Consider the following 20,475-nt stretch of genomic DNA (forward strand, 5'->3'; position numbering starts at 1 on the left):
CGACGAATCAGCCCCTGTGGCCTACGGCTGCGGTTTCGTACACCTGGGCCGTGGTGGCAGCGATCGCCTCCCAGGCGTACTTCTTCTCGATCAGTTCTCGCGCCGACGTCGTGAGCTGCTCGGCGAGTCGCGGGTCGCGCAGCACCGTTTCGACGCAGTGCGCGAGATCGTCGGGGTTGCCCGGTTCGAAGGTGAGGCCGGCGTCGGTGCCGGCGATGAGTTCGGCGAGCCCGCCGGTGCGGGCCACGATCAGCGGGGCTCCGGCGGCGAGTGCTTCGAGGGCCACGATGCCGAAGGGTTCGTACAGCGAGGGAATGACGACGCAGCCGGCGCGATGCACGAGGGCGCGGAGGTCGTCGTCACGCAGGAAGCCGGGCAGGTCGATCAGGTCGCTGACCCCCTCGACGTCGATCTGCGTCTGGAGTTCGGGAAGGTACGAGCCGCGCCCGGCGATCGTGCAGGTCACGTCGGGCACTCGACCGCGCAACGTCGTCATGGCTCGAGCCAGCACCTGGAAGCCCTTCTCGTACTGGACTCTTCCCCACGACACGATCAGCGGACCGCGTTCGGTGGGCCGGTCGTGGCCGTCCCACTGCGACGGGTCGATGCCGTTGGGAATACGAACCACCTGCTCGGGTGACAGTTCGAAGCCTTCGACGAGTTGGTCGACGATGAACCGAGTCGGGCTGATGAGTCGGTCGGCGCGGAACGCCAGCCACCACTCGATCGACGAGATGTCGGTCGGTTCGCCGGGCGGCAGGTTGTCGCCGTGACGCACCCGTTCGGTTCCGTGCATGGTGAGCACGAACGGCACGCCGTACAGCGTGGCGAGCGTGTCGGAGGCCCAGCCGACGCGCCAGTCGTGGCCGTGGACGACGTCGGGCGTCCAGCCGTCGAGTTCGGTCTCGACGCGATCGGCCAGTTTGACGATCGCATGGTTGGCCGATGCGGTCAGCGCGAGCGGTCGTTCCTCCGGGATCCAGGGCATGAGCGGATCGGCGCGGAACACGCGCACGGGGCCGACGCGTTCGGCGGCCAGGTCGGCTCGACGGTCGGCGATCGTGAGCACGACGACCTCGTGACCGGCCTCGGCGAGCGCGTTGCTCAACCCGAACACGTGGGCGGCGGTACCGCCGACGGCCTGCGGGGGAAAGTCCCACGACAACATCAGCACACGCACGCCAGGACCGTACCCGATACGGTGCTCATCGATGCCGGATCCGTCGACCTCCATCGGTGAACTCGATCTTCACCTGCTCGCTGAAGGCACACATCGTCGACTGTGGGAAGTGCTCGGCCCGCAGCACGTCGACGATGGCGTGCAATTCGCCGTGTGGGCGCCCAACGCTGCCTCGGTCGCCGTCGTCGGCGACTGGAACGGCTGGCGAGCCGACCCCATGCGCAAGCTCGACCAGGGACCGGGCATCTGGACCGTCACCGCAGCGGCGAGCAGCGGCGACTGCTACAAGTTCGAGATCGTCACGAGCGAGGGTCGCACCATTCGCAAGGCCGATCCGATGGCTCGCCAGACCGAACTGCCGCCGAGCGACGCGAGCGTCGTGCCACCCCCCAGTACGCACGAGTGGAGCGACGACGACTGGATGGCGGATCGGGCCGACGTGCTCGCAGGTGCGGCGCCGATGCGGATCTACGAAGTCCATCTCGGTTCGTGGCGTCGCGGCGTCGACGACTGGGACGCACTCGCCGAACAGGTCGGCGAACACGTCGCTCGCCTTGGCTTCACCCACGTCGAGTTGCTGCCGATCGCCGAGCACCCGTTCGGCGGATCGTGGGGCTACCAGGTGTCGGGGTACTACGCACCGACCGCGCGTTTCGGCGACCCCGACGGCTGCCGACGTTTCGTCGACGCGATGCACCGACGCGGCATCGGCGTGATCGTCGACTGGGTGCCGGCGCACTTTCCGAAAGACGACTGGAGCCTGGGACGCTTCGACGGGACGGCCCTGTACGAGCACCCCGATCCGAAGCGCGGCGAGCACCCCGACTGGGGCACCTACGTGTTCGCCTTCGGTCGCAACGAAGTGCGGAACTTCCTCGTGGCCAACGCGCTGTACTGGCTCGACGAGTTCCACGTCGACGGTCTGCGCGTCGACGCGGTCGCATCGATGCTCTACCTCGACTACTCGCGAGGTCCGGGCGAATGGTCGGCCAACGAGTTCGGTGGACGTGAACACCTCGAAGCGATTCGCATGCTGCAGGAGACCAACACGGTCGTCGGCGAAGAGTTCCCCGACGTGTTGATGATCGCCGAGGAGTCGACCGCGTGGCCCGGTGTGACCCAGCCCGTGTCCGATGGCGGCCTCGGGTTCAGCCACAAGTGGAACCTCGGGTGGATGCACGACACGCTCGGCTACCTCGAGCACGATCCGGTGCACCGACGTCATCACCACAACGAGATGACCTTCGCCCAGCTCTACGCCTACAACGAGCGGTTCGTGCTCCCGTTGAGCCACGACGAGGTCGTGCACGGCAAGGGCAGCCTGGTCAACAAGATCGGTGGCGACGACTGGCAGCGCTTCGCCGGTCTCCGCGCACTGTTCGCGTGGCAGTGGTCGATGCCTGGCGCACCGTTGTTGTTCATGGGATCCGAGCTCGCTCCGTGGCAGGAGTGGAACGACGCCTCCGAACTCCCGTGGCATCTCATCGAGCACGCTCCGCACCGTGGGGTCCACGACCTGTTGGCCGAGATGAATCGCGTCACCGACGAGTTCCCGGCGCTGTGGCGCCGCGATCGCGAACCGGCTGGTTTCCAATGGCTCGACGCCGACGATGCGCTGCACAGCATGTACTCGTTCCTGCGTTGGGACGATCACGGCGCCGCGGCCGTGGCGTGCATCGCCAACTTCACGCCGGTCGCGCGTCCCGGTTACCGCGTCGGCCTGCCGTGGGTGGGCGAGTGGGAGCCGATTCTCGACACCGACGCGGCGGCGTGGTGGGGGAGCGGCCACCGCGGTGCGAATCAGATCCTCGCCACCGACGACGAAGTCTGGCAAGGACAACCGGCGAGCGCCCTCCTCGACATCGGCCCGATGTCGATGGTCTGGCTGGCCGCACGCCGAGGCGAGTAGACCCCGATGCGACGTCTCGCGCTGCTCACCGCGTGCCTCCTCGGTGCAACGGCGTGCGGGTCGACGCCGAACGATTCGACGGCAGCGACATCGGCGTCGACCGACGCTGCACCACCACCCGTTGCGAGCATCGCGGTCACTACGACCGCTGCGACCACCACCTCGGTCGCTGTCATCGATGATGCGTTGCCGTATCGGCCGCTCATCGACGTGCCGGCGCGGACGGAGCCCGATCCGTTTCCGCCCACCGGTGTCGCGGGCGAGTTTCAGCAGCTCAGTTGGTACGACGAGTTGCCGACGGAGCAACCGATCGCCGACGCCACGCTCACCGGGTGCCGGCGCCGCCGCGCCGGAATCATGACCTTCGACTTCGTCGCCGATGCGGCCACAGACGGGCCAGCGGCGCTGTGGCTCGGGTACGCGGCGAGTCTCGAGTCCGACACCGGCAGCGGGGTTCCGTCGCTGGTCACGCTCGACGCGCCCGGACCGTTCAGCGTCACGCTGGATCTGCACCGCACGCCGCTGTGGAACGGCGACCTGCAGCGCATCGAGAACGGCAACTTCGGTGATGTCGACGTCTACGCCGATGGCTTCTCGGGCGGATCGATCGGTGCCTGCACTGCCGACTCGCCGAGCGAGTTCCTGCGGTTCGCCGCGACCGACGATCTGGTCCAGCCGGCGCTGACCGCACCGGAGGGCACGGCCGAGTGGTACGCCCAACGTGTCGATGTCACCGATCCCGACGCGAACCTCGCGCCGTTCGCGAACTTCGTGCAACGCGACGTGCTCGTGGGATTCGACCGTCTTCACATCGCGCCCGGTCACCAGATGGTCGGGATGACGCTCGACTTCTTCCCCGACGACATCCGCAACGACGACGGCGTCGATGTCGAGCGCTTCGGCGAGTGCGTCGAGGTTCGCACTCGATACGTCCTCGCCGACGCTGGTGAGGCCGAGTACGTCCACGTCAGCGAACTGTTCGGGTGTGCGCCCGATCCGAGCGTCCGGGACAATCCGGTGTTGCTCGAAACCACCGAGCCGAGTGACCTCGCCGGCATCGACGTCGGCACCGACGGAGAATTCGTCGCGGTGGTCGGCCCTGCCGATCTCGTCGAGGCCGTGGCCGCCGACCTCGTGCGGGCGCCGTTCGACGACGTGTGAGGGCGAGCGTTCAGCTCGATTCGACCAGCTGCTTCAGCTTCTTGAGGTTGCGCCGCCAGATCGGGCCGAGCACCAACTTGCCGCCGACGATCTCGCCGAGACGACCGCCGAAGAACCACGGGAAGTCGAGGTCTTCCTTCCACGTGAACCGGGTGCGTTGACCGCCGGCCAATCGTTCGACGTGCAGGACGCCGGAACCGGTGACGATGCCGGTGTGCTTCACACCCATGGCACCGTCTCGAGCGACCGCGCCGTCGCCGGCGTCGACCGCCGGGGTCCACTCGGTGATCTCCATCGCGTCGGTCAGGCGGATCGGCCCGATCTTCGTGTCGCACAGGAACGCGGTGCCGACGCCGCGGGTCTGCTCGGTCTCGAAACGGATCGCGACCGCGTCGGCCATCCAGTCGACGTGGCGCTCGATCGGCTCGATGACCTCCCACACACGACCGGGGGTCGCGTCGATGTCGATCGAAACGGTGACGTCGCTCATGAGTGCAGCATGACGCGAGATCGGGGCGACCGGCCACTCCAGCGGCGAGTCGACGTGGGTGACGAACGTGACGTCAGACGTTGGCGCTGGCGGAACGCAACGTGGCCGCAGCGACTTCGGGGGCGACGATGTTGATCATCACGCCGGTGCCACGCTCGAACCCGGCCTGCGTGGTGACCTGCGGCCAGATGTGCACGTGCCAGTGGTAGTCGCCGGTGTGCTGATGCGGAGCGGTGTGGATGCCGAGGTTGTACGCAACGTCGCCCAGCGTCGCCTGCAGGTGGCCGATCGCATCGCGAATAGCGACACCGACGGCAGCGAGTGACTCGTCGGATGCGTCTTGCAGGTGGCCGTGCTGCTCACGGGGCAGGATCAACATCTCGTACGGCACGCCGCTGGCGAACGGGCACATGACGACCACGTCGTCGTTGGCGATGACGATGCGCTGGTCGGCGGCGAGTTCGGCCTCGATCGTGGTCTCGAGCAGCGACCCGCCGGCGAATCGGGCGAACGCCCGCTCTTCGTCGAGCACTTCGCCCGGCACGAACGGCAGGCCGAGGATCTGGCCGTGCGGGTGGGCGACCGACGCACCGGCTTCGCGGCCGTGGTTGACGATGACCTGCGTGTAGCGGACGAACGGCAGCGCAGCGTGTTCGAGGAGGCGTCGCTTGAGCACCATCATGAACTCGGCCGCGTGCTCGTCGTCGAGGTCGTGCAGCCCGTCGCTGTGTTCGGGTGAGTACACGAACACCTCGTGGATGCCGCTGGCGTCGGCCTTGACGTGGACCGGCCCGAGGTTGTGCACGGCGAACGCCTCGTCACCGTCGAATGCGGGGTAGCGGTTGGGGATGACGCGCATCGACCAGGCGCCGTCGGTGCCACGCGTCTCGAGCGCGGGAGGGGTCTCTTCCTCGTTGCCCGGACAGAACGGACAGGGTCGGTCGACCTCGAGTTCGTTCGAACGATCGCGCTTGGCGAAATCGCTCGGACGTTCGGCACGATCGGGAACGATGGTCACCCATCGCCCATTGAGAGGATTCAGCCGCATCTGACTCATCAGGAGCCCAATCTATGTCGCTTCGGGGGCAGTCCGGGTGACATCGCCATGATCTTCGTCAGGCGGGTCGTCGAGCGTCGCGTCGGCCATCACATCGTGCATGTCGTCACGGTCGTCGTGGCCCGACACGTCGTCGAAGATCTCGGAGGCGACCGACGAGAGCTTCATGTCGTCGGTCGGCACGATCCCGTGTTTGCGATCGAGCCGGTTCTGGTTCCATCGATGGATGCCCCAGCCGATGATCGAGCCGAGCCCGAACGCGATCAGGCCACCGATGCCGTCGAGCCAGAAGTGGTTCGCGGTGACGATGATGCAGAACAGCGTGAACGCCGGGTACAGCAGGACGAGCGCCTTGTAGCGACGGCGGCGTAGCAGCGGCCAGACCGCGATCGCGCACCACGTCGACCAGCCGATGTGCATGCTCGGCATCGCCGCGTACTGGTTGGAGATGGCGGCGACCTCCTCCGAGTCGAACGCCCACGGTCCACCGTCACGCTTGACCGTGTCGACGAAGCCGAAACCGTTGGATCCGTTGAAGGTCCGGTCCTTGCCGGGACGCAGGTCGCTGGGTACACACGCGCCGCCGTAGTCGGTGTTGCGTGCGCCTTCGTGCACGACCGGCGACGCGTTGCCCTCGAGGATGTCGTTGGGATCCTCGGGTGGCGCGGTGGCGATCGGGCACGGTGCGTCGAGCAGCCGCGGCGGCATGAGTGGGAAGAACGCGAAGCCGACGATGGCGAGCGCGGTCATCGCTGCGAGCGTGTTGCGCCACTGGGGGAACACGTCGGCACGCTTGAAGAACAGCAGGATGAACACGGCGAGCGTGACGAAGAAGTGCGCGGTGCCGTAGTAGACGTTCCAGAACTGGATGAACCAGCGGTGGCTGAGGAAGAGTTCCTGGATGCTCTCCTCGTGATAGAGGCCGACCGCACGCTCGAAGCGGATGACCAGCTCGGCGTTGTGGAACGCTGCTTCCGGCACGCCGTCGGCGGCGATCGTGTTCGAGCCGAACTGGTTGCGGATCCAGGAGTACACGACGTAGAAGGCCGCGACGATGAGCGCTTCCTTCCACCAGTGGAGGCGATGCTGCCTCGCAGGGACGGTCGTGCTCCCCTCCATGAACGGTCCACCCTATTCGCGTATCGAGCCGCCATGACATCTGATTGACGGAGTCGCGCCGACCGTGAGGTTGCGGCGTGTTCGGTCTCGCTCGACGAGCGAGTGTTCAGATCAGTTCGTCGAGCAGCACTTGCCCATGAACTTGTCGCGGTCGATGAGCACCCGGGTGATCTTGCCCGCGGCGACCAGTCCTCCGCTGTCGGACACCGACACCGTGAAGGTGAGACGACGACCGTCGATCTTCTCGAGCGTCGCCTCGGCCGACACCTGGGCGCCGACCGGAGTGGGCTGGAGGTGATCGACGCGGATGCGCATGCCGACGCTGCTGGAGTTCGCTTCGAGGGAGCCGACGAGAGCGGCCATGGTCGCCTCTTCGCACAGCGCGATCAGCCGCGGTGTTCCGAGCACGTCGATGTCACCGGAGCCGAGCGCGCACGCCGTGTCGGCCTCCGTGACGACCAGTGTCGCCTCTCCTCGCATGCCCGTCTCGACAGTCACGGGAGACGACGCTAACGCGCTGCGTGTCGACTCCCTCGGTCGAGCCGACGCGATTCGAACGAGGCGATTCGCTCGACTGGACCGCGGCTCCATGGGCCGCGGTCGCGATGCTGAACCTTTCCGCAACGACGGCTGTCCCCGACGACCGACAGCCGTCGACTCGTAGGCTGGTTCTCGTGATCGAACAGGACGTCCTGGAACGAGTGCTGAGCAGTGCCACGAAGACCGGTGCCGACTTCGCCGAGGTGTACGCCGAAGACAAGCGATCGACGTCGGCGGGGCTCGACGACGGTCTGGTCGAGCAGGTGACGAGTGGTCGTGATCGCGGCGCGGGCATTCGCGTCATCGCCGGCGACACGACGGGATTCGCATACACCTCCGACCTGTCCGAGGCCGGACTCCTCGCTGCGGCCGGGGCGGCGTCGGCCGCAGCACGCGGCGGCGGTGGCGGCGTCAAGACGGTCGGCCTCACCAAGGCCGCAGCGCATCGGCCCAACACGATCATCCACGACCCCGACTCGATCGAGAAGGCCCGCAAGGTCGAACTGCTCAACCGGATGAACGACGCTGCCCGCGCCTACGGCGAGCAGATCGTCCAGGTCTCGGCCGGCTACGGCGACAGTCGCAAGCGTGTGCTCGTCGCCAACACTGATGGCGTGCTCGCCGACGACGAGATCGTCCGCACGCTCCTGCGCATCAACGCGGTCGCCGACGGCGACGGCGGCATGCAGACCGGCTACCAGTCGATGGGCCACACCGTCGGTTTCGAGATCTTCGACACGGTCGACGTCGAGGAGATGGCTCGCGAAGCCGCTCGTCAGGCGATCACCAAGCTCCAGGCTCGCCCGGCACCCTCGGGTGAGATGCCGGTCGTCATCAAGCACGGCACCGGTGGCGTGCTGTTCCACGAAGCGTGCGGTCACGGTCTCGAAGCCGACCACATCCAGAAGGGCGCGAGCGTCTACGCCGGCAAGGTCGGCGAACTCGTCGCCAACCCGCTCGTCACGCTCGTCGACGACGGCACGATGCCCGGTGAATGGGGCACGCTCGGCATCGACGACGAGGGGCAGCGCACCCAGCGCAACGTCCTGATCGAAGACGGCATCCTCACCGACTACATGTGGGACTTCCTCCGAGCTCGCAAAGACGGACGGCCACAGTCGGGCAACGGGCGCCGCCAGAGCTACCAGCACCTGCCGATGGTGCGGATGACCAACACGTTCGTGATGAACGGCCCCGACAACCCCGACGATATCGTCTCGTCCACGCCCAACGGCGTGTACGTCGCCAAGCTCGGCGGCGGGTCGGTCAACACGGCGTCGGGTGACTTCGTGTTCGGCATGACCGAGGCGTACCTGATCGAAGACGGCAAGATCACCGAGCCGCTGCGTGACGGCAACCTCATCGGCAACGGTCCGAAGGTGCTGCAAGACATCGACATGCTCGCGAACGACTTCTCGATGGGCAGTCCCGGCACGTGTGGCAAAGACGGTCAGGGCGTTCCGGTCGGCGACGGTCAGCCGACCCTGCGCGTCAAGGCGCTCACCGTCGGCGGAACGGCGGCCTGACGATGAGCGACACCACGTCCGAACTCCAACAGATCGCCGATCGGGTCGTCGAACGAGCCCGCGCCGGTGAGCAGATCGAAGCGTTCGTGTCTCGCGGTGGCGAGACCGAAGTCCGCATCTACGAAGGCGAGGTCGAACACTTCGTCGCCGCGCAGGCCGAAGGCATCGGCATCCGCGTGATCAGCGACGGTCGAACCGGATTCGCCTATGCCGGCACGCTCGACGAGTCGGCGATCGGTGAAGTGCTCGACGAAGCACGCGACAACGTGCAGTTCGGCAATGCCGACGAGTACGCCTCGCTCGCCGAGCCCGACGGTGTCGCGCCGACCGAGCAGTCGTTGTGGAACGACGCGCTCGCCGACTTCGCCACCGACCGCAAGATCGAGATCGCGAAAGAACTCGAGAAGCTCGCAGCGGGCAAAGACAGCCGGGTCCGTGTCGACGATGCGAACTACGCCGACGCCTGGGGAGAAGCTGCGGTCGCCTCGACCGCGGGCATCCGTCAGGCCGGCCGGGAGAACGGCTGCTACGTGTCGGTCTCGACACTCGCCGACGACGGCGAGGGCGACGACGCCGAGACCCAGACCGGTTTCGGGTTCTCGGTCGGCAACGAGCCGAGCGAGTTCGACCTCGAACGCGCCGCGACCGAAGCGAACGACCGGGCCACCCGGCTCCTCGGCGCGACCAAGCCGTCGTCGAAGCGGGTCACCGTGGTGCTCGACCCGTTCGTCACGGCGCAGTTCCTCGGTGTCATCTCGTCCACCCTCAACGGCGAGGCCGTCGTCAAGGGGCGCTCCCTCTTCAAGGATCGCATCGGCGACCAGGTCGCCGCAGCCGGGGTCACCCTGGTCGACGACCCGACCAACCCGAAGGCCTACACCTCCACCGACGTCGACGGCGAAGGGCTCGCCGCACGTCGCAACGTCCTGATCGAGAACGGTCGGCTCCAGCAGTTCGTGCACAACGCCTACTCGGCGCGACGAGCCGGCACGGTGTCGACCGGCAACGCAACACGTGGCGGGTTCGCCGGCACGCCGGGCGTGGGTTGTCTCGCGCTCTCGCTGGAGCCCGGCACGCGCAGCCAGGCCGAGATCATCGCCGACATCGACGACGGACTGCTCGTGCAGCAGATGCAGGGCCTGCACTCGGGCGTCAACCCGATCAGCGGCGACTTCTCCACGGGAGCGGCCGGCCTGTTGATCAACAACGGCGAGGTCGGCGCGCCGGTGCGCGAGTTCACCATCGCCTCCACGCTGCAGCGCATGCTCCTCGACATCGTCGAGGTCGGCGGCGACATCGACTGGTTGCCGATGCGCAGCGCCGGGATGAGCCTCGTCATCTCCGACATCACCATGTCGGGCAACTGAACTCGGGTCAAGGTCCCGCCCAAACCTGCCGATGTGGGCGGGTGAGGCTCCACCGAACCGCAACCCTGGCAGCTGCGGTCCTGAGTGTGGCCGCCTGCGGCTCGCCACCGTCAGAGGTGGCGTCGCAGCGTTCCGACACGCTTCCCGAACCGATCGAACTGCCCCGTGAGTACGAGATCCCGGAGGTGTTGCAACCCGACGTGATCGAGTTGCCAGAGGGGTACGACGATCCGATTCGCCTCAGCGCCGACGTCGACACGTCGCTGATCGCGTCGTACGGCTACACGATCGAGTTCGGCATGGACGGCATCGACGAGCGCGGCGAATTGGTCACGAGCTGGATCGCGATCGACGGCACGGTCGACCGGGTCGGCGGCGTCGGGCAGTGGAGTATCTCCGCCGACGATCTCGAGTCGTCGGGCAACGACTTCGTGCCGATCCATCCCGACGTCGAACGCGTCGTCTGGGTGCAAGACGCCGTCAGCGATCGACAGGCCGTGCTCGGAATCAGCCCGGTCGGCGCTGAGGCCGGGTCTCCGATCTGGTGGGACATCGAAGAGGACACGATCGAGAGCGCCGCAGTGTTCATGGTCGAGCGGACGCTGACGATCGACGAACTGTGGGAAGCGGCGTCCATCGAACCAATCTCGACGACCGAAGTCGACGACGGGCTGCGGCGCTCCGACGCGGTGATGGACGCGGCGCGAACGGCGTCGTACGACGACGTATCGATCCTCGACCTCGTCAGAGGAGCCACCGGCGACGTGAGCATCGAAGCAGTACACGACGCCCAGGGGCGGGTGCACTCCGTCCGGCTGGAGGGTGCGTTCGCCGACGACTCGATGACCGGCGCCGGGGCTTCAGGCAGTGTGAGCGTCGTCGTTCAGCTGCGCTACCCGGGCGACGTCGACGCGATTGCCGAACCCATCGACCCGCAACCTCTGCCGTCCCCCGACGTCGAACCGACCATCGTCGTGGAACCCGACACCCCTCTCGAACCGTCTTCCGAACGCCCGATCGTCGAGATGAAGATCATCGGCGCCTGGGAGCGCGACGACGAACTGCTCGTGTCGGTCGACGAGACCGGTCTGATGACGGTGGTGACCGACCGTTCGGTCTACAGCTCGGTGCGGGACTTCAACGCGCTGCGCCTGAGCGAGCACGGCCACCGACGGCTCGCCGACCGTCTGCGCGAGACCGGCATCTACGAACACCTCGGCCGGCTTCCGTCGGACAGCGGCAAAGTGGGGCCCGACGAGGCCTATGCCAGCATGACGATCAACGGTGCCGCCATCTTCCGGCTCAACGACTACCGGCGCCCGCCGAGGCCTGATGTTGCCGACCTGAGCGACGGTCGGCGCACCGCCGCCGAAGACGCCATCGACCTGTTCGTCGACCTGTCGTGGTTGGAGCCTGACGACATCGCCGAACCCCTGGGTCCGTGGGTCCCTGAATCGATGTCCGTCGCCGCTCGCGCCGGCGTGGCCGATCGCAGCGGGCTGCCCGAGCCCGCACTGAGCGACACTCCGGAGTGGCCGTACGAGCGGTCGATCGAGGAGATGTCGACGAGCGTCGGCAGCAACGCGTACGACGAACCGACGCTCGACTTCTGCCTCCGGGGTGACGAGGTCGCGCCGTTGTTCGAACTGCTCACCGGCGTCAACCACGCCTACCTCCGCGTCGCCGATGGTGGAGTGGTCTGGGAGTTGAACGTGCAGCCGAGCGTGCCGGCGTCGAGCACGTCGGACTGCTGAGGGGCGCCAGCCAAGGTTCAACCGACTGGGTTGCCGTCGGGGTCGGTGACGATCCAGTCGCCGGTGGAGCAACTCGACCCCGGCCGCTACGACGAGATGATCTGCCGCACACGTCGAGCGTGGGAAGCGGCGCCTTGCCACGGCCCGGCGCCCGCGCCGCTGCGCGAGCCATGGCGAGCACGGCATCGGCACGCCGCTGAGCCTCGCAGCGCGACAGCGGAGCATCGCCGCTCGCGGCGAGATCGGACTTCCATTCGGCGTCGATGAAGTGAGCGAACACCTCGTTGACTTCGGCGCCGTCGAGCGACCCGAAGGTCGCCGTGAGTCGCCACGATCCGTCAGGACGCAACCGCATCGAGGCATCGCGCCGCTCCCGAACCGCTTCGGCATCGCGCCGGGCTCGTTCGCCGTCGGCCGATCGCTCGAAATTGCGCAGCCGCCGTTCGAACTGGTCGTAGGGCAACCGGCGCTCATCGGCCAGCAACCGCTCGACGTTGGCGACCAGGTCGAGCTGGATCCGCGGGTTGGACGCCACTCGACCCATCAGCACCGTCTGATCGGTGCCGACACCGCCGGCTCGTGCGGCCTGGGCCCAGGTGGGCAGCAGCGCGAACATGCGCATGGTCTGGTTCGAGCCAAGGCGGTCGGGCCCGACAGCTTGCGGTGGTGGCGAATACGCGACCGCGTCGAGCCGAACCCGAGCGACTGGTCGTGGCCACGTTCGTCGATCGCACCGGTTGCGTCGACCTCGAGCGCAGCGACCCGAGCCGACAACTCGCTCACCTCGCACTCATGGTTGCGGGCGCCGACGTCAGACAGGGCGGACAGGTCGGCCTCGTTCAGCCGGTCGATCACCGCGTGCCCCAACGCGAGCAGCTCGAACGGGTCGGCCGGGAGCGACACCTCGGACAGCGGCGGTTCGGCACCCCACGCCTCCTCGAAGTCGAACACTTCGGCCACTGCCATGCCTCCTGATGCGCACGGGGGTACCTCAGAGTTGCCGAGATCGCCGATGGTCCGCGACGCGAGCTCGGCGACCGGCGACAATTCGAAGGTGAGGGAGTGGGACGACGAGTTCTTGGATTCGATGCGGCAGGTGGGCGACCCCTTCGCCGATGCGGTGGCGGCGCGTGTGCTCGACGAGGGGCAGGTGGAGGCAGTTCGTCATCTCCTCCAGCAGTTGCTCGATCACGACGACGTGCACCGAGCCGAGCTGCCCGACCACGTCCGTGAGTATCTCGACCAGACGGCGGCGCTGCCCGACTGGGCCGATCCGGAGCGGATGCGCCGCGGTGAGATCGTGTTCGAACGCTGGGGCGTCGCCATCTCGGTGGCGTTGTTCTGCGCGTCGCTCCCGAGCGCCTACGCCTGCGCGAAGGGTGTGTCGGTGCTCGCTCAGACCGCACGGCTCGAGACCGACACGCGCCGCCGCATCATGGAGACCGGTCAGTTCCTGATCGACGTGCTCGGCCCCGGCGGCATGGCTCCAGGCGGCAAGGGGATCATGGCGATCCAGCGAGTGCGACTGATGCACGCGGCGATTCGGCACCTGATCCTCGCTCACGGTTGGGACTCCGCCGAGCTCGGCCTGCCGATCAACCAGGAAGACCTTGCCGGCACCCTGCTCTCGTTCAGCTACACACTCGTGGAGCCGTTGCCGCGTCTCGGCATGACCCTCGCCGACGACGAAGTCGAGGACTTCCTCTACGTGTGGCGCGTGGTCGGCGAGATGATGGGGGTCGACGCGAGGGTGGTGGCCACCGACATCGCCGAGTCGACCGAGCTGGTGAATCTCATCCGCCGACGCCAGTTCGCCGAGTCGGCGGACGGGATCGCCATGACCGACGCCCTGGTCGGCTTGCTGCAGGAGATGACGCCCACGCACATCCTCGACTCGGTGGTGCCCGATCTGATCCGCATGCTGTCGGGTGACGAGGTCGCCGAGCTGATCGGCCTCCCGCCACGCGCCCGCCACTTCGGACTGCTCACCCTGTTGAAGGTGCTCGTCCGGTTCACCACGCACGAAGTCGAGAACGACCGGATCCTGCAACGCCTCTCCGATCACGTCGGATGGTGGATCCTCAACGGTCTGTTCGACATCGAACGGCAAGGCGAACACCGCACCGCGTTCGACATCCCCGACGTACTCGCCAACCACTGGAAGCTCCATGTCGAACCTGCGTGATCTCACCGTCGACCATGCGGTCGATCCCGGCGGCGTCTTCGACGTCTTCAGCGGCCCGTTTCTCAACACCGAGCTGTACGACACCGCCGAACTGCTCTGGTACTTCGGCGGGTGGATCCTGTGGATCCCGGTCTACTGGGTCGTCATCGCCCGACTCCGGCACGGCTACCTCGAGATCCCGGCGATCGCGGCGTGCGGCAACATCACCTGGGAGTTCCTCTGGGGGTACGTGTACCCGCAAGACATGGGCTGGGGCCTGCAGCTCATCTACATGGGTGCGTTCCTGATGGACCTGGCGATCCTGTACGGCGTCTTCCGATTCGGCCGAAAACAGATCGCCGACGAGCGAGCGCGCCCGTACTGGCCGGGCATCGTGATCGTGCTGCTCACGGTGTGGACGGCGTACTACGTCGGCTTCATCGAGCGTGGCGACGACCTGCCGCTCGGCAGTGTCACGGCCTACACGGTCAACCTCGTGATGTCGCTCGCCTACCTCTGGTTCGGTATCACCCGTCCGCTCGGCGAGTTGTCGATGATCGCCGCGGTGTTCAAGGGGTTGGGCACCGGCGGCGTGACCGTGTTCGTGTTCCTCGTCTACCGCTCCCACGAACTCGTGGTGACCCTCGCCGTGATCGTGTCGATCCTCGACGCCGGCTACATCGGCTGGTTGCTCCGACGCCGTCACTCCGAGTGGGGCAACGTCGTCAGACCGTCGAACCGAGCACCGCTGTCACCGGCCGGCACGTGATGCCGAGCCGGGCGGCCTTCGACACGTCGAGCACCACGTTGGCCGGACGGACCTGACCCGATTCGGCGATCGTGCCGGTGGGGATCAGGTGAGCGTCGGCGCCGAGGTGTCGTGCCATCAACGACGCGAACTGGGCGCGTGACACCCGTTCGGGTCCCGCCACGTGGATCGGACCGACGACATCGGGCCGACCGGCGAGATCGGCGACCGCTCGGGCCACGTCGTCGGCGTGGGCCGGGCACCGGAACTCGTCGGTGAAGAAGGTCATCCCTCGGCGGGCGGCAGGGGAGCGGAGGGCCGCGGCGAGTTCGACTTGTGCGGGCGACGGGCGGTCGGTTCCGTACAGCAGCGAGGTCCGCACGATCGCCGCAGTGGGATGCGCCGACGCGACCGCCCGTTCGGCGTCGAGTTTGTGCTCGCCGTAGGGGATGATCGGAAACGGTTGATCGGCCTCCGTGTACGGCGCGGCGCGGCCACCGAACACCACGTCGGTCGACATGTGCACCAGATGCGCCCCGGCGGCTGCGGCTCCCTCGGCGACGTGGCGGGAGCCGTCGACGATCGTCGGCCGGTCCTTGCGGTAGGCGAGGTGGACCACGACGTTCGGTTTCCAGTCGCGGATCGTCGTGATCGTGGAGTCGCGAGCCCGGATGTCCATCGACCCGGAGCCCGGCGCGATCAACTCCCAGTCGGCGGTCGCCGCACCGTTGACGAGGTGTTTGCCGAGGAAGCCCGTCGCTCCGGTCACGAGCATGACCCGCCGACGTCGATGAAGCCGCATCTCTCGACCGTAGGCCAGTGGTCACGCGCAATCGGGGTGGTCGGGCAGTAAACAGTGGGCGTGCCGATCATCCACGCGATCGTTCTCGGGCTCGTCCAGGGGCTGTCGGAGTTCCTTCCGATCTCGTCGAGCGGGCACCTGCTGCTCGTGCCGTGGCTGTTCGGCTGGGACGACTTCGGCGGTCCGGACGGCGACGCGATCAAGAAGACGTTCGACGTCGCGCTCCACCTGGGCACCTTCGTGGCGGTGCTCGGTTACTTCCGACGCGACGTGATCACCTATGTCCGCGAAGGAACGCTGTTGCTCGTCAACCGGAAGCGGCCGACCACGACCGACGGCAAACTCGCCTGGTTCTTCGTGCTCTCGACCGTTCCGGCAGCGCTCGTGGGGGCGTTCTTCGAAGACGCGATCGACGAGCGACTGGGCACGCCCACGATCATCGCGATCTCGCTGATCGTGTTCGGACTGCTTTTGGGTTGGGCCGACCGCATGGTCGGAAAGCGCCAGCTCGAACAGTTCGGCGCGCGTGACGCCTTGGTCGTCGGCGCGGCGCAGGCGTTGGCGCTCAACCCCGGCACGTCGCGGTCGGGCATCACGATGACCGGAGCCCGCGCACTCGGGTTCGATCGCGACTCCGCCGCACGCATCAGCTTCGTGATGTCGCTACCGGTCATCGCCGGAGCGGTGCTGTTCAAGACGTACGGGGCGATCACCGACGGAATCCCGTCGGGGCTCTACTGGCCGATGGTCGTGGGCATCGTGACCTCGGGAATCTCGGGGCTGGCGGCGGTGTGGGGCACCCTGCGACTCATCCGCACCCGGAGCTTCACACCGTTCGTCGTGTACCGGGTGGCCGCCGGAGTGCTGGTACTGGCACTCATCGCGACCGGCGTGCGCGACGGCTCGGCCTGACCCGTCGGCTCCCTGTCGGCCACCGGGTCATCGGGTGAACACGATCGACGCCGTCCGGAGCTGCGCGGCGGCCGCGACGATCGGACCGTCGGCTTCGTCGACGGCGACGAACACCACATCTCCGTCGACCGCGACGATGCGCGCCGACGGAGCGAGCACGAGCCCCTCGGCGTAGATGGCGACGCGCACGCCCACCGGAGCCGACGACACGAACGGGTCGCTGACCGGCACGACGACCGACCCCTCGTCGGCCGCAGCCGCCGGCCCCACGCCCAGCACGAGGTCGACAGCGGTGATCGGCTCACCGGCCGTGACGTGCTGGCGAGCGATGGTGCCCGGCTCGACGTCGTCGACCGCCCGAGGCGGCACAGCCCCGAGCGGGAGGGCGCGGCGAACCACGTCGAGGGGCTCGCCGGGCGCGACATCGTGGGCGGCGACCCACACGGCGCGGCGGTCGCCCCACTCCTCCCGGGCACGGTCGACCGCCGCGAGCCGAGTGTGGACGCCGAGGCCGACGGCGGCGGCGAGCGCCGACACCACGAGCCAGTGGATCCAAGGCCGTTTGGCGAGCGCCAGGCGCACCGGACGCAACAAGTTCATGAGCACTCCTCTGATCACGATCACAGGAGGGAGTCGGTGATGCGGAGGGTACCGACCGCCTCCGAGAACCGAGACAGCCGCGCGGCGCGCAGCGGCTACTCGGGGAGGTGCGGGAGCGCGTGCTCGATGAGCTGTTTCACGGTGTCGACGTTCTGTCCGACGACCTCCATCACCATCTCCATGGTGACGGGTCCGTGCTCGTCGGTGCCATCGGCGACGCCGGCATCGCGGTCGGTCACGAGCGCCACCGACGCGTAGGGGATCCCGGCTTCGGCAGCGAGCACCGCTTCGGGATAGCCGGTCATGTTGACGACGCTCCATCCCATCGCCGAGAACCACTGCGACTCGGCGCGAGTCGAGAAACGCGGTCCGTTGATGACGACCATCGTGCCGCCGTCGTGCACGGTGAGCCCCTCGACGTGAGCGCCGGCCTCGATCAGCGGCCGTCGCACCGATTCGGCGTACGGGTCGGCGAACGGCTGATGGTGGACCGGGCCGTGCGAGCCGGGCATCGAGTTGCCCGAACCGACGTCGTAGAACGTGTCGGAGCGGCCGTTGGTGCGGTCGACGAGTTGGTCGACCACCACGAAGTCGCCGACTGCGAGTTCTGGCTGCAGCGTCCCGACCGAGCACGGGGCCACGATCGAGCGCACGCCGAGCGACGCCATGGCCCACACGTTGGCGCGGAACGGCACCCGGTGAGCGACGAACTGGTGGGCATCGCCGTGCCGGGCGATGAACGCGACGCGTCGACCGGCCATCGTGCCGACGCTGACCTTCGAGGCGGGCGCTCCGTACGGGGTGGTGATCTCGACGTCGACGGCGTCGTCGAGGAACTCGTAGAACCCCGACCCGCCGAACACGCCGACCTCCGCGCCGAGATCCGCCGCTCGGTCGTCGAGGCGGATCAGCACGGAATTGCTCAGTCGGACGTGCTGGTCGACGTGGACGTGGACGACGAAGAGTCCGACGTCGACGACGTGGTCGACGCGCTCGAGGTCGACGAATCGGACGTGGAACTCGAGGTGGAGGTCGACGACGAATCCGACGTGGAGCCGGGTGCGGTCGAGGAGGAGGTCTTGCCGCGGTTGTCGTTCTTGAAGAAGCCGGTGCCCTTGAAGGTGACCCCGACGGGTTGGAACACCTTCTTGACGGCGAGCACCTTGCCAGAGTCGGGATGCGCGTACTCGGTCAGCGAGTCGTCGGTGAACGACTGCTGCACCTCGATCGTTTCTCCGGTTTCGACGAATTTGTAGACGTACGTGGGCATAGCGCTTGAAAAGATATCGTCCGGCACATGCAGGTCCGCAGTGCAGTGATCCCAGCAGCAGGTCTGGGTACCCGATTTCTTCCGGCGACGAAGGCGGTGCCGAAGGAGTTGTTCCCCATCGGTGACCAGCCGGCCATCCAGAATGTGATCGACGAGGCACTCGGTGCCGGCATCGATCACATCGTGATCGTGTCGAGTCGTTCGAAGCCCGCCGTCGAGGCGTATTTCGAGCCGAACGACGAGCTCGTCGAGGCGTTGGAGGAGAAGGGCAAGTCCGACACGGCGGCGCGTTTGCGCTCGATCGGCCGTGACTGGCGCGTGAGCATCGTGTACCAAGACGACCCGAAGGGTCTGGGCCATGCGGTCGGCTGCGCGCGTGATGCGGTGGGCGACGAACCGTTCGCCGTGCTGCTTCCCGACGAGCTCATGGCGTCGTCGAGCCTGCTGGCGCAGATGAACGGAGTGTGTGCGTCGACGGGCGGCAGTGTCGTGGCCGTCACCGAAGTGCCGCGTGATCAGGTGTCGTCGTACGGGGTCATCGATCCGTCGGGCGAGTTGTCTCCCGACGGCGTCATCCCGGTGAAGGATCTGGTCGAGAAGCCGTCGGTCAACGAGGCACCGTCGAACTTCATCGTGACGGGTCGCTACGTGTTGACCGCTGATGCGTGGGGCGAGATCGAGGCCCTGCAGCCGGGTCGTGGTGGCGAACTCCAGTTGACCGACGCGCTGCGCGCCCAAGCTGCTCGGGCACCGTTCCACGCAGTGGCGAGCGATGTGGGTCGGTACGACACCGGGAACCCGCTCGGGTTCCTCACCGCGTCGATCCAGCTCGGCCTGTCGAACCCCGAACTCGCCGCCCCGCTCCGCGAGTTCCTCCGCAACCTCGACGTCTGATCAGCACGCAACAAGCGCCGGCGACCAAGTCTGGCGTGGCGGCGATCGTGTGTGGTCGGCTGGCGGTTTGCGGTGAGCCGCCACAGGGCAGGGTCGCGGCCGATGCCGGGAGCGCCAGCGACCAAGTCTGGCGTGGCGGCGATCGTGTGTGGTCGGCTGGCGGTTTGCGGTGAGCCGCCACAGGGCAGGGTCGCGGCCGATGCCGGGAGCGCCAGCGACCAAGTCTGGCGTGGCGGCGATCGTGTGTGGTCGGCTGGCGGTTTGCGGTGAGCCGCCACAGGGTGTATCGGCCGATGCCGGGAGCGCCAGCGACCAAGTCTGGCGTGGCGGCGATCGTGTGTGGTCGGCTGGCGGTTTGCGGTGAGCCGCCACAGGGCATCGCGTTTCAGACTCGGCGGAATTCTTCGGGGTAGTCGTGGACGAGGCCGTATTCGTCGACGGCGATCTCGGTGCTGAAGCCCGAGTCGAGGTTGGAGTAGCGCCAGCGTTGCGGGGCCAGGTGTTCGTAGCGCTGTTTGACGGGGGCGACGCCGAGTGTTTCGACGTCGACGACCGCAGCGGTGATGTCGGCGCCGTCGCCCACGTCGAGTGTGAGTCGGCGGATGGGCAGTGTGTTGGTGAAGGGTGTGCAGCCGAGGTCGAGGACGGAGCAGCCGTCGAGGTCGGGGCGGTGGGCGCCGTTGACCTCGCCCCAGCGTCCGGCGCCGTCGGTGCCGAGCCAGAGGTCGGGCTCGTCTTGGTCGCGGAACAACAGGAACTGGGTGACCTGCCAGGTGGCGGTGAGGCGCAGGACGTACGACACGCGCTCACGGGTCACCTCGCCGAGCGCCGTCCATCCTTCGTTCTCCCAGCGCAACGTGACGGTCTCGTCGCCGTCGCCGTCCCAGGTCTGCCAGCGAGCGGTGTAGCCGTCGGCGGGAAACGCGGTGAGTGGGGTCGTCATGGCGTTCAGGCTAGGAGCGGTCGGATTCGGTCGCAGGAC

Annotated in this window: 21 protein-coding genes; 10 read left to right on the top strand and 11 right to left on the bottom strand. The window is 67.5% G+C overall.

Annotation, left to right across the window (positions count from 1 at the left end):
• Positions 1–7: 7 nt before the first annotated feature.
• Positions 8–1,180: a glycosyltransferase family 4 protein gene (locus YM304_RS24585; RefSeq protein WP_015440643.1), complete on the bottom strand. Its 1,173-nt coding sequence runs from the start codon at positions 1,178–1,180 to the stop codon at positions 8–10.
• A gap of 31 nt (positions 1,181–1,211) precedes the next feature.
• On the opposite strand from YM304_RS24585, the gene glgB reads away from it, so the two are divergent.
• Together glgB and YM304_RS05435 are read left to right on the top strand one after the other, a co-directional pair.
• Positions 1,212–3,089, top strand: a complete 1,878-nt coding sequence (gene glgB / locus YM304_RS05430; protein WP_015440644.1) for a 1,4-alpha-glucan branching protein GlgB — start codon at positions 1,212–1,214, stop codon at positions 3,087–3,089.
• 6 nt (positions 3,090–3,095) lie between these two features.
• Positions 3,096–4,250, top strand: a complete 1,155-nt coding sequence (locus YM304_RS05435) for a hypothetical protein (RefSeq protein WP_015440645.1) — start codon at positions 3,096–3,098, stop codon at positions 4,248–4,250.
• Positions 4,251–4,260: 10 nt separating this feature from the next.
• Here the strand turns inward: YM304_RS05435 and YM304_RS05440 are convergent, their stop codons facing one another.
• The 4 genes from YM304_RS05440 to YM304_RS05460 all read right to left on the bottom strand — a co-directional run bounded on the left by YM304_RS05440 (position 4,261) and on the right by YM304_RS05460 (position 7,414).
• The gene (locus YM304_RS05440; RefSeq protein WP_015440646.1) at positions 4,261–4,740 is read right to left on the bottom strand and encodes an SRPBCC family protein; all 480 of its coding nucleotides are present in this window, start codon (positions 4,738–4,740) and stop codon (positions 4,261–4,263) included.
• A gap of 73 nt (positions 4,741–4,813) precedes the next feature.
• The gene (galT, locus tag YM304_RS05445) at positions 4,814–5,797 is read right to left on the bottom strand and encodes a galactose-1-phosphate uridylyltransferase (RefSeq protein ID WP_015440647.1); all 984 of its coding nucleotides are present in this window, start codon (positions 5,795–5,797) and stop codon (positions 4,814–4,816) included.
• A 12-nt stretch (positions 5,798–5,809) separates the two neighbouring features.
• Complete coding sequence (locus tag YM304_RS22055) at positions 5,810–6,916, bottom strand: phosphatase PAP2 family protein (protein ID WP_015440648.1); 1,107 nt, start codon at positions 6,914–6,916, stop codon at positions 5,810–5,812.
• A 111-nt stretch (positions 6,917–7,027) separates the two neighbouring features.
• Positions 7,028–7,414, bottom strand: a complete 387-nt coding sequence (locus YM304_RS05460; protein WP_015440649.1) for a thioesterase family protein — start codon at positions 7,412–7,414, stop codon at positions 7,028–7,030.
• 176 nt (positions 7,415–7,590) lie between these two features.
• Here YM304_RS05460 and YM304_RS05465 point away from each other — a divergent pair, with 176 nt between their 5' ends.
• The 3 genes from YM304_RS05465 (at position 7,591) to YM304_RS05475 (ending at position 12,103) form a co-directional block, all read left to right on the top strand.
• On the top strand, positions 7,591–8,982 hold the full coding sequence (locus YM304_RS05465) for a TldD/PmbA family protein (RefSeq protein WP_015440650.1): 1,392 nt from the start codon (positions 7,591–7,593) through the stop codon (positions 8,980–8,982).
• A 2-nt stretch (positions 8,983–8,984) separates the two neighbouring features.
• The gene (locus YM304_RS05470) at positions 8,985–10,349 is read left to right on the top strand and encodes a TldD/PmbA family protein (protein ID WP_015440651.1); all 1,365 of its coding nucleotides are present in this window, start codon (positions 8,985–8,987) and stop codon (positions 10,347–10,349) included.
• Positions 10,350–10,465: 116 nt separating this feature from the next.
• Positions 10,466–12,103: a hypothetical protein gene (locus tag YM304_RS05475; protein ID WP_041298041.1), complete on the top strand. Its 1,638-nt coding sequence runs from the start codon at positions 10,466–10,468 to the stop codon at positions 12,101–12,103.
• On the opposite strand, the gene YM304_RS24590 is transcribed toward YM304_RS05475, so the two are convergent.
• Positions 12,009–12,719 carry a hypothetical protein gene (locus tag YM304_RS24590; protein WP_154723317.1) on the bottom strand — a complete coding sequence of 237 codons (711 nt, stop codon included), beginning with the start codon at positions 12,717–12,719 and terminating at the stop codon, positions 12,009–12,011. The two genes, YM304_RS05475 and YM304_RS24590, sit on opposite strands and share 95 nt — an antisense overlap.
• Before the next feature lie 95 nt (positions 12,720–12,814).
• On the opposite strand from YM304_RS24590, the gene YM304_RS24595 reads away from it, so the two are divergent.
• The 3 genes from YM304_RS24595 to YM304_RS05485 all read left to right on the top strand — a co-directional run bounded on the left by YM304_RS24595 (position 12,815) and on the right by YM304_RS05485 (position 15,036).
• A complete protein-coding gene (locus YM304_RS24595) occupies positions 12,815–13,078 on the top strand; it encodes a hypothetical protein (RefSeq protein ID WP_154723318.1) in 264 nt (87 codons plus the stop codon).
• Between the two features lie 79 nt (positions 13,079–13,157).
• A complete protein-coding gene (locus YM304_RS24600) occupies positions 13,158–14,288 on the top strand; it encodes an oxygenase MpaB family protein (protein WP_162142040.1) in 1,131 nt (376 codons plus the stop codon).
• Positions 14,272–15,036, top strand: coding sequence for a transmembrane-type terpene cyclase (locus tag YM304_RS05485; RefSeq protein ID WP_015440656.1), 765 nt, complete (start codon positions 14,272–14,274; stop codon positions 15,034–15,036). Before YM304_RS24600 ends, YM304_RS05485 begins: the two co-directional genes overlap by 17 nt.
• On the opposite strand, the gene YM304_RS05490 is transcribed toward YM304_RS05485, so the two are convergent.
• Positions 14,993–15,817 (bottom strand): SDR family oxidoreductase, encoded by an 825-nt coding sequence (locus tag YM304_RS05490; protein ID WP_041298043.1) that lies wholly within the window; start codon positions 15,815–15,817, stop codon positions 14,993–14,995. The genes YM304_RS05485 and YM304_RS05490 overlap by 44 nt on opposite strands.
• A gap of 60 nt (positions 15,818–15,877) precedes the next feature.
• On the opposite strand from YM304_RS05490, the gene YM304_RS05495 reads away from it, so the two are divergent.
• Positions 15,878–16,729, top strand: a complete 852-nt coding sequence (locus tag YM304_RS05495) for an undecaprenyl-diphosphate phosphatase (RefSeq protein ID WP_015440658.1) — start codon at positions 15,878–15,880, stop codon at positions 16,727–16,729.
• Between the two features lie 27 nt (positions 16,730–16,756).
• Here the strand turns inward: YM304_RS05495 and YM304_RS05500 are convergent, their stop codons facing one another.
• The 3 genes from YM304_RS05500 to YM304_RS05510 all read right to left on the bottom strand — a co-directional run bounded on the left by YM304_RS05500 (position 16,757) and on the right by YM304_RS05510 (position 18,599).
• Positions 16,757–17,329, bottom strand: coding sequence for a CpaB family protein (locus YM304_RS05500; RefSeq protein WP_154723320.1), 573 nt, complete (start codon positions 17,327–17,329; stop codon positions 16,757–16,759).
• Between the two features lie 95 nt (positions 17,330–17,424).
• The gene (locus YM304_RS05505; RefSeq protein WP_015440660.1) at positions 17,425–18,243 is read right to left on the bottom strand and encodes an S-methyl-5'-thioadenosine phosphorylase; all 819 of its coding nucleotides are present in this window, start codon (positions 18,241–18,243) and stop codon (positions 17,425–17,427) included.
• Between the two features lie 8 nt (positions 18,244–18,251).
• Entirely contained in the window at positions 18,252–18,599 is a 348-nt protein-coding gene (locus YM304_RS05510) for an FmdB family zinc ribbon protein (RefSeq protein WP_015440661.1), read from the bottom strand.
• 27 nt (positions 18,600–18,626) lie between these two features.
• Here YM304_RS05510 and YM304_RS05515 point away from each other — a divergent pair, with 27 nt between their 5' ends.
• The gene (locus YM304_RS05515) at positions 18,627–19,493 is read left to right on the top strand and encodes a UTP--glucose-1-phosphate uridylyltransferase (RefSeq protein ID WP_015440662.1); all 867 of its coding nucleotides are present in this window, start codon (positions 18,627–18,629) and stop codon (positions 19,491–19,493) included.
• Between the two features lie 385 nt (positions 19,494–19,878).
• Here the strand turns inward: YM304_RS05515 and YM304_RS05520 are convergent, their stop codons facing one another.
• Positions 19,879–20,436: a putative glycolipid-binding domain-containing protein gene (locus YM304_RS05520; protein ID WP_015440663.1), complete on the bottom strand. Its 558-nt coding sequence runs from the start codon at positions 20,434–20,436 to the stop codon at positions 19,879–19,881.
• Between the last annotated feature and the right edge of the window lie 39 nt (positions 20,437–20,475).

This window comes from Ilumatobacter coccineus YM16-304, assembly GCF_000348785.1.
Lineage (GTDB): Bacteria > Actinomycetota > Acidimicrobiia > Acidimicrobiales > Ilumatobacteraceae > Ilumatobacter_A > Ilumatobacter_A coccineus.

What these genes read in the sequence shown, in the direction of transcription:
- glgB (WP_015440644.1), top strand. Translation starts at nt 1,212, where the DNA reads ATGCCGGATCCGTCGACCTCCATCGGTGAACTCGATCTTCACCTGCTC.
- YM304_RS05485 (WP_015440656.1), top strand. Translation starts at nt 14,272, where the DNA reads ATGTCGAACCTGCGTGATCTCACCGTCGACCATGCGGTCGATCCCGGC.
- galT (WP_015440647.1), bottom strand. Translation starts at nt 5,797, where the DNA reads ATGAGTCAGATGCGGCTGAATCCTCTCAATGGGCGATGGGTGACCATC.
- YM304_RS05470 (WP_015440651.1), top strand. Translation starts at nt 8,985, where the DNA reads ATGAGCGACACCACGTCCGAACTCCAACAGATCGCCGATCGGGTCGTC.
- YM304_RS05500 (WP_154723320.1), bottom strand. Translation starts at nt 17,329, where the DNA reads ATGAACTTGTTGCGTCCGGTGCGCCTGGCGCTCGCCAAACGGCCTTGG.
- YM304_RS05440 (WP_015440646.1), bottom strand. Translation starts at nt 4,740, where the DNA reads ATGAGCGACGTCACCGTTTCGATCGACATCGACGCGACCCCCGGTCGT.
- YM304_RS05435 (WP_015440645.1), top strand. Translation starts at nt 3,096, where the DNA reads ATGCGACGTCTCGCGCTGCTCACCGCGTGCCTCCTCGGTGCAACGGCG.
- YM304_RS05520 (WP_015440663.1), bottom strand. Translation starts at nt 20,436, where the DNA reads ATGACGACCCCACTCACCGCGTTTCCCGCCGACGGCTACACCGCTCGC.
- YM304_RS05490 (WP_041298043.1), bottom strand. Translation starts at nt 15,817, where the DNA reads ATGCGGCTTCATCGACGTCGGCGGGTCATGCTCGTGACCGGAGCGACG.
- YM304_RS05510 (WP_015440661.1), bottom strand. Translation starts at nt 18,599, where the DNA reads ATGCCCACGTACGTCTACAAATTCGTCGAAACCGGAGAAACGATCGAG.
- YM304_RS22055 (WP_015440648.1), bottom strand. Translation starts at nt 6,916, where the DNA reads ATGGAGGGGAGCACGACCGTCCCTGCGAGGCAGCATCGCCTCCACTGG.
- YM304_RS24590 (WP_154723317.1), bottom strand. Translation starts at nt 12,719, where the DNA reads ATGTTCGCGCTGCTGCCCACCTGGGCCCAGGCCGCACGAGCCGGCGGT.
- YM304_RS05515 (WP_015440662.1), top strand. Translation starts at nt 18,627, where the DNA reads ATGCAGGTCCGCAGTGCAGTGATCCCAGCAGCAGGTCTGGGTACCCGA.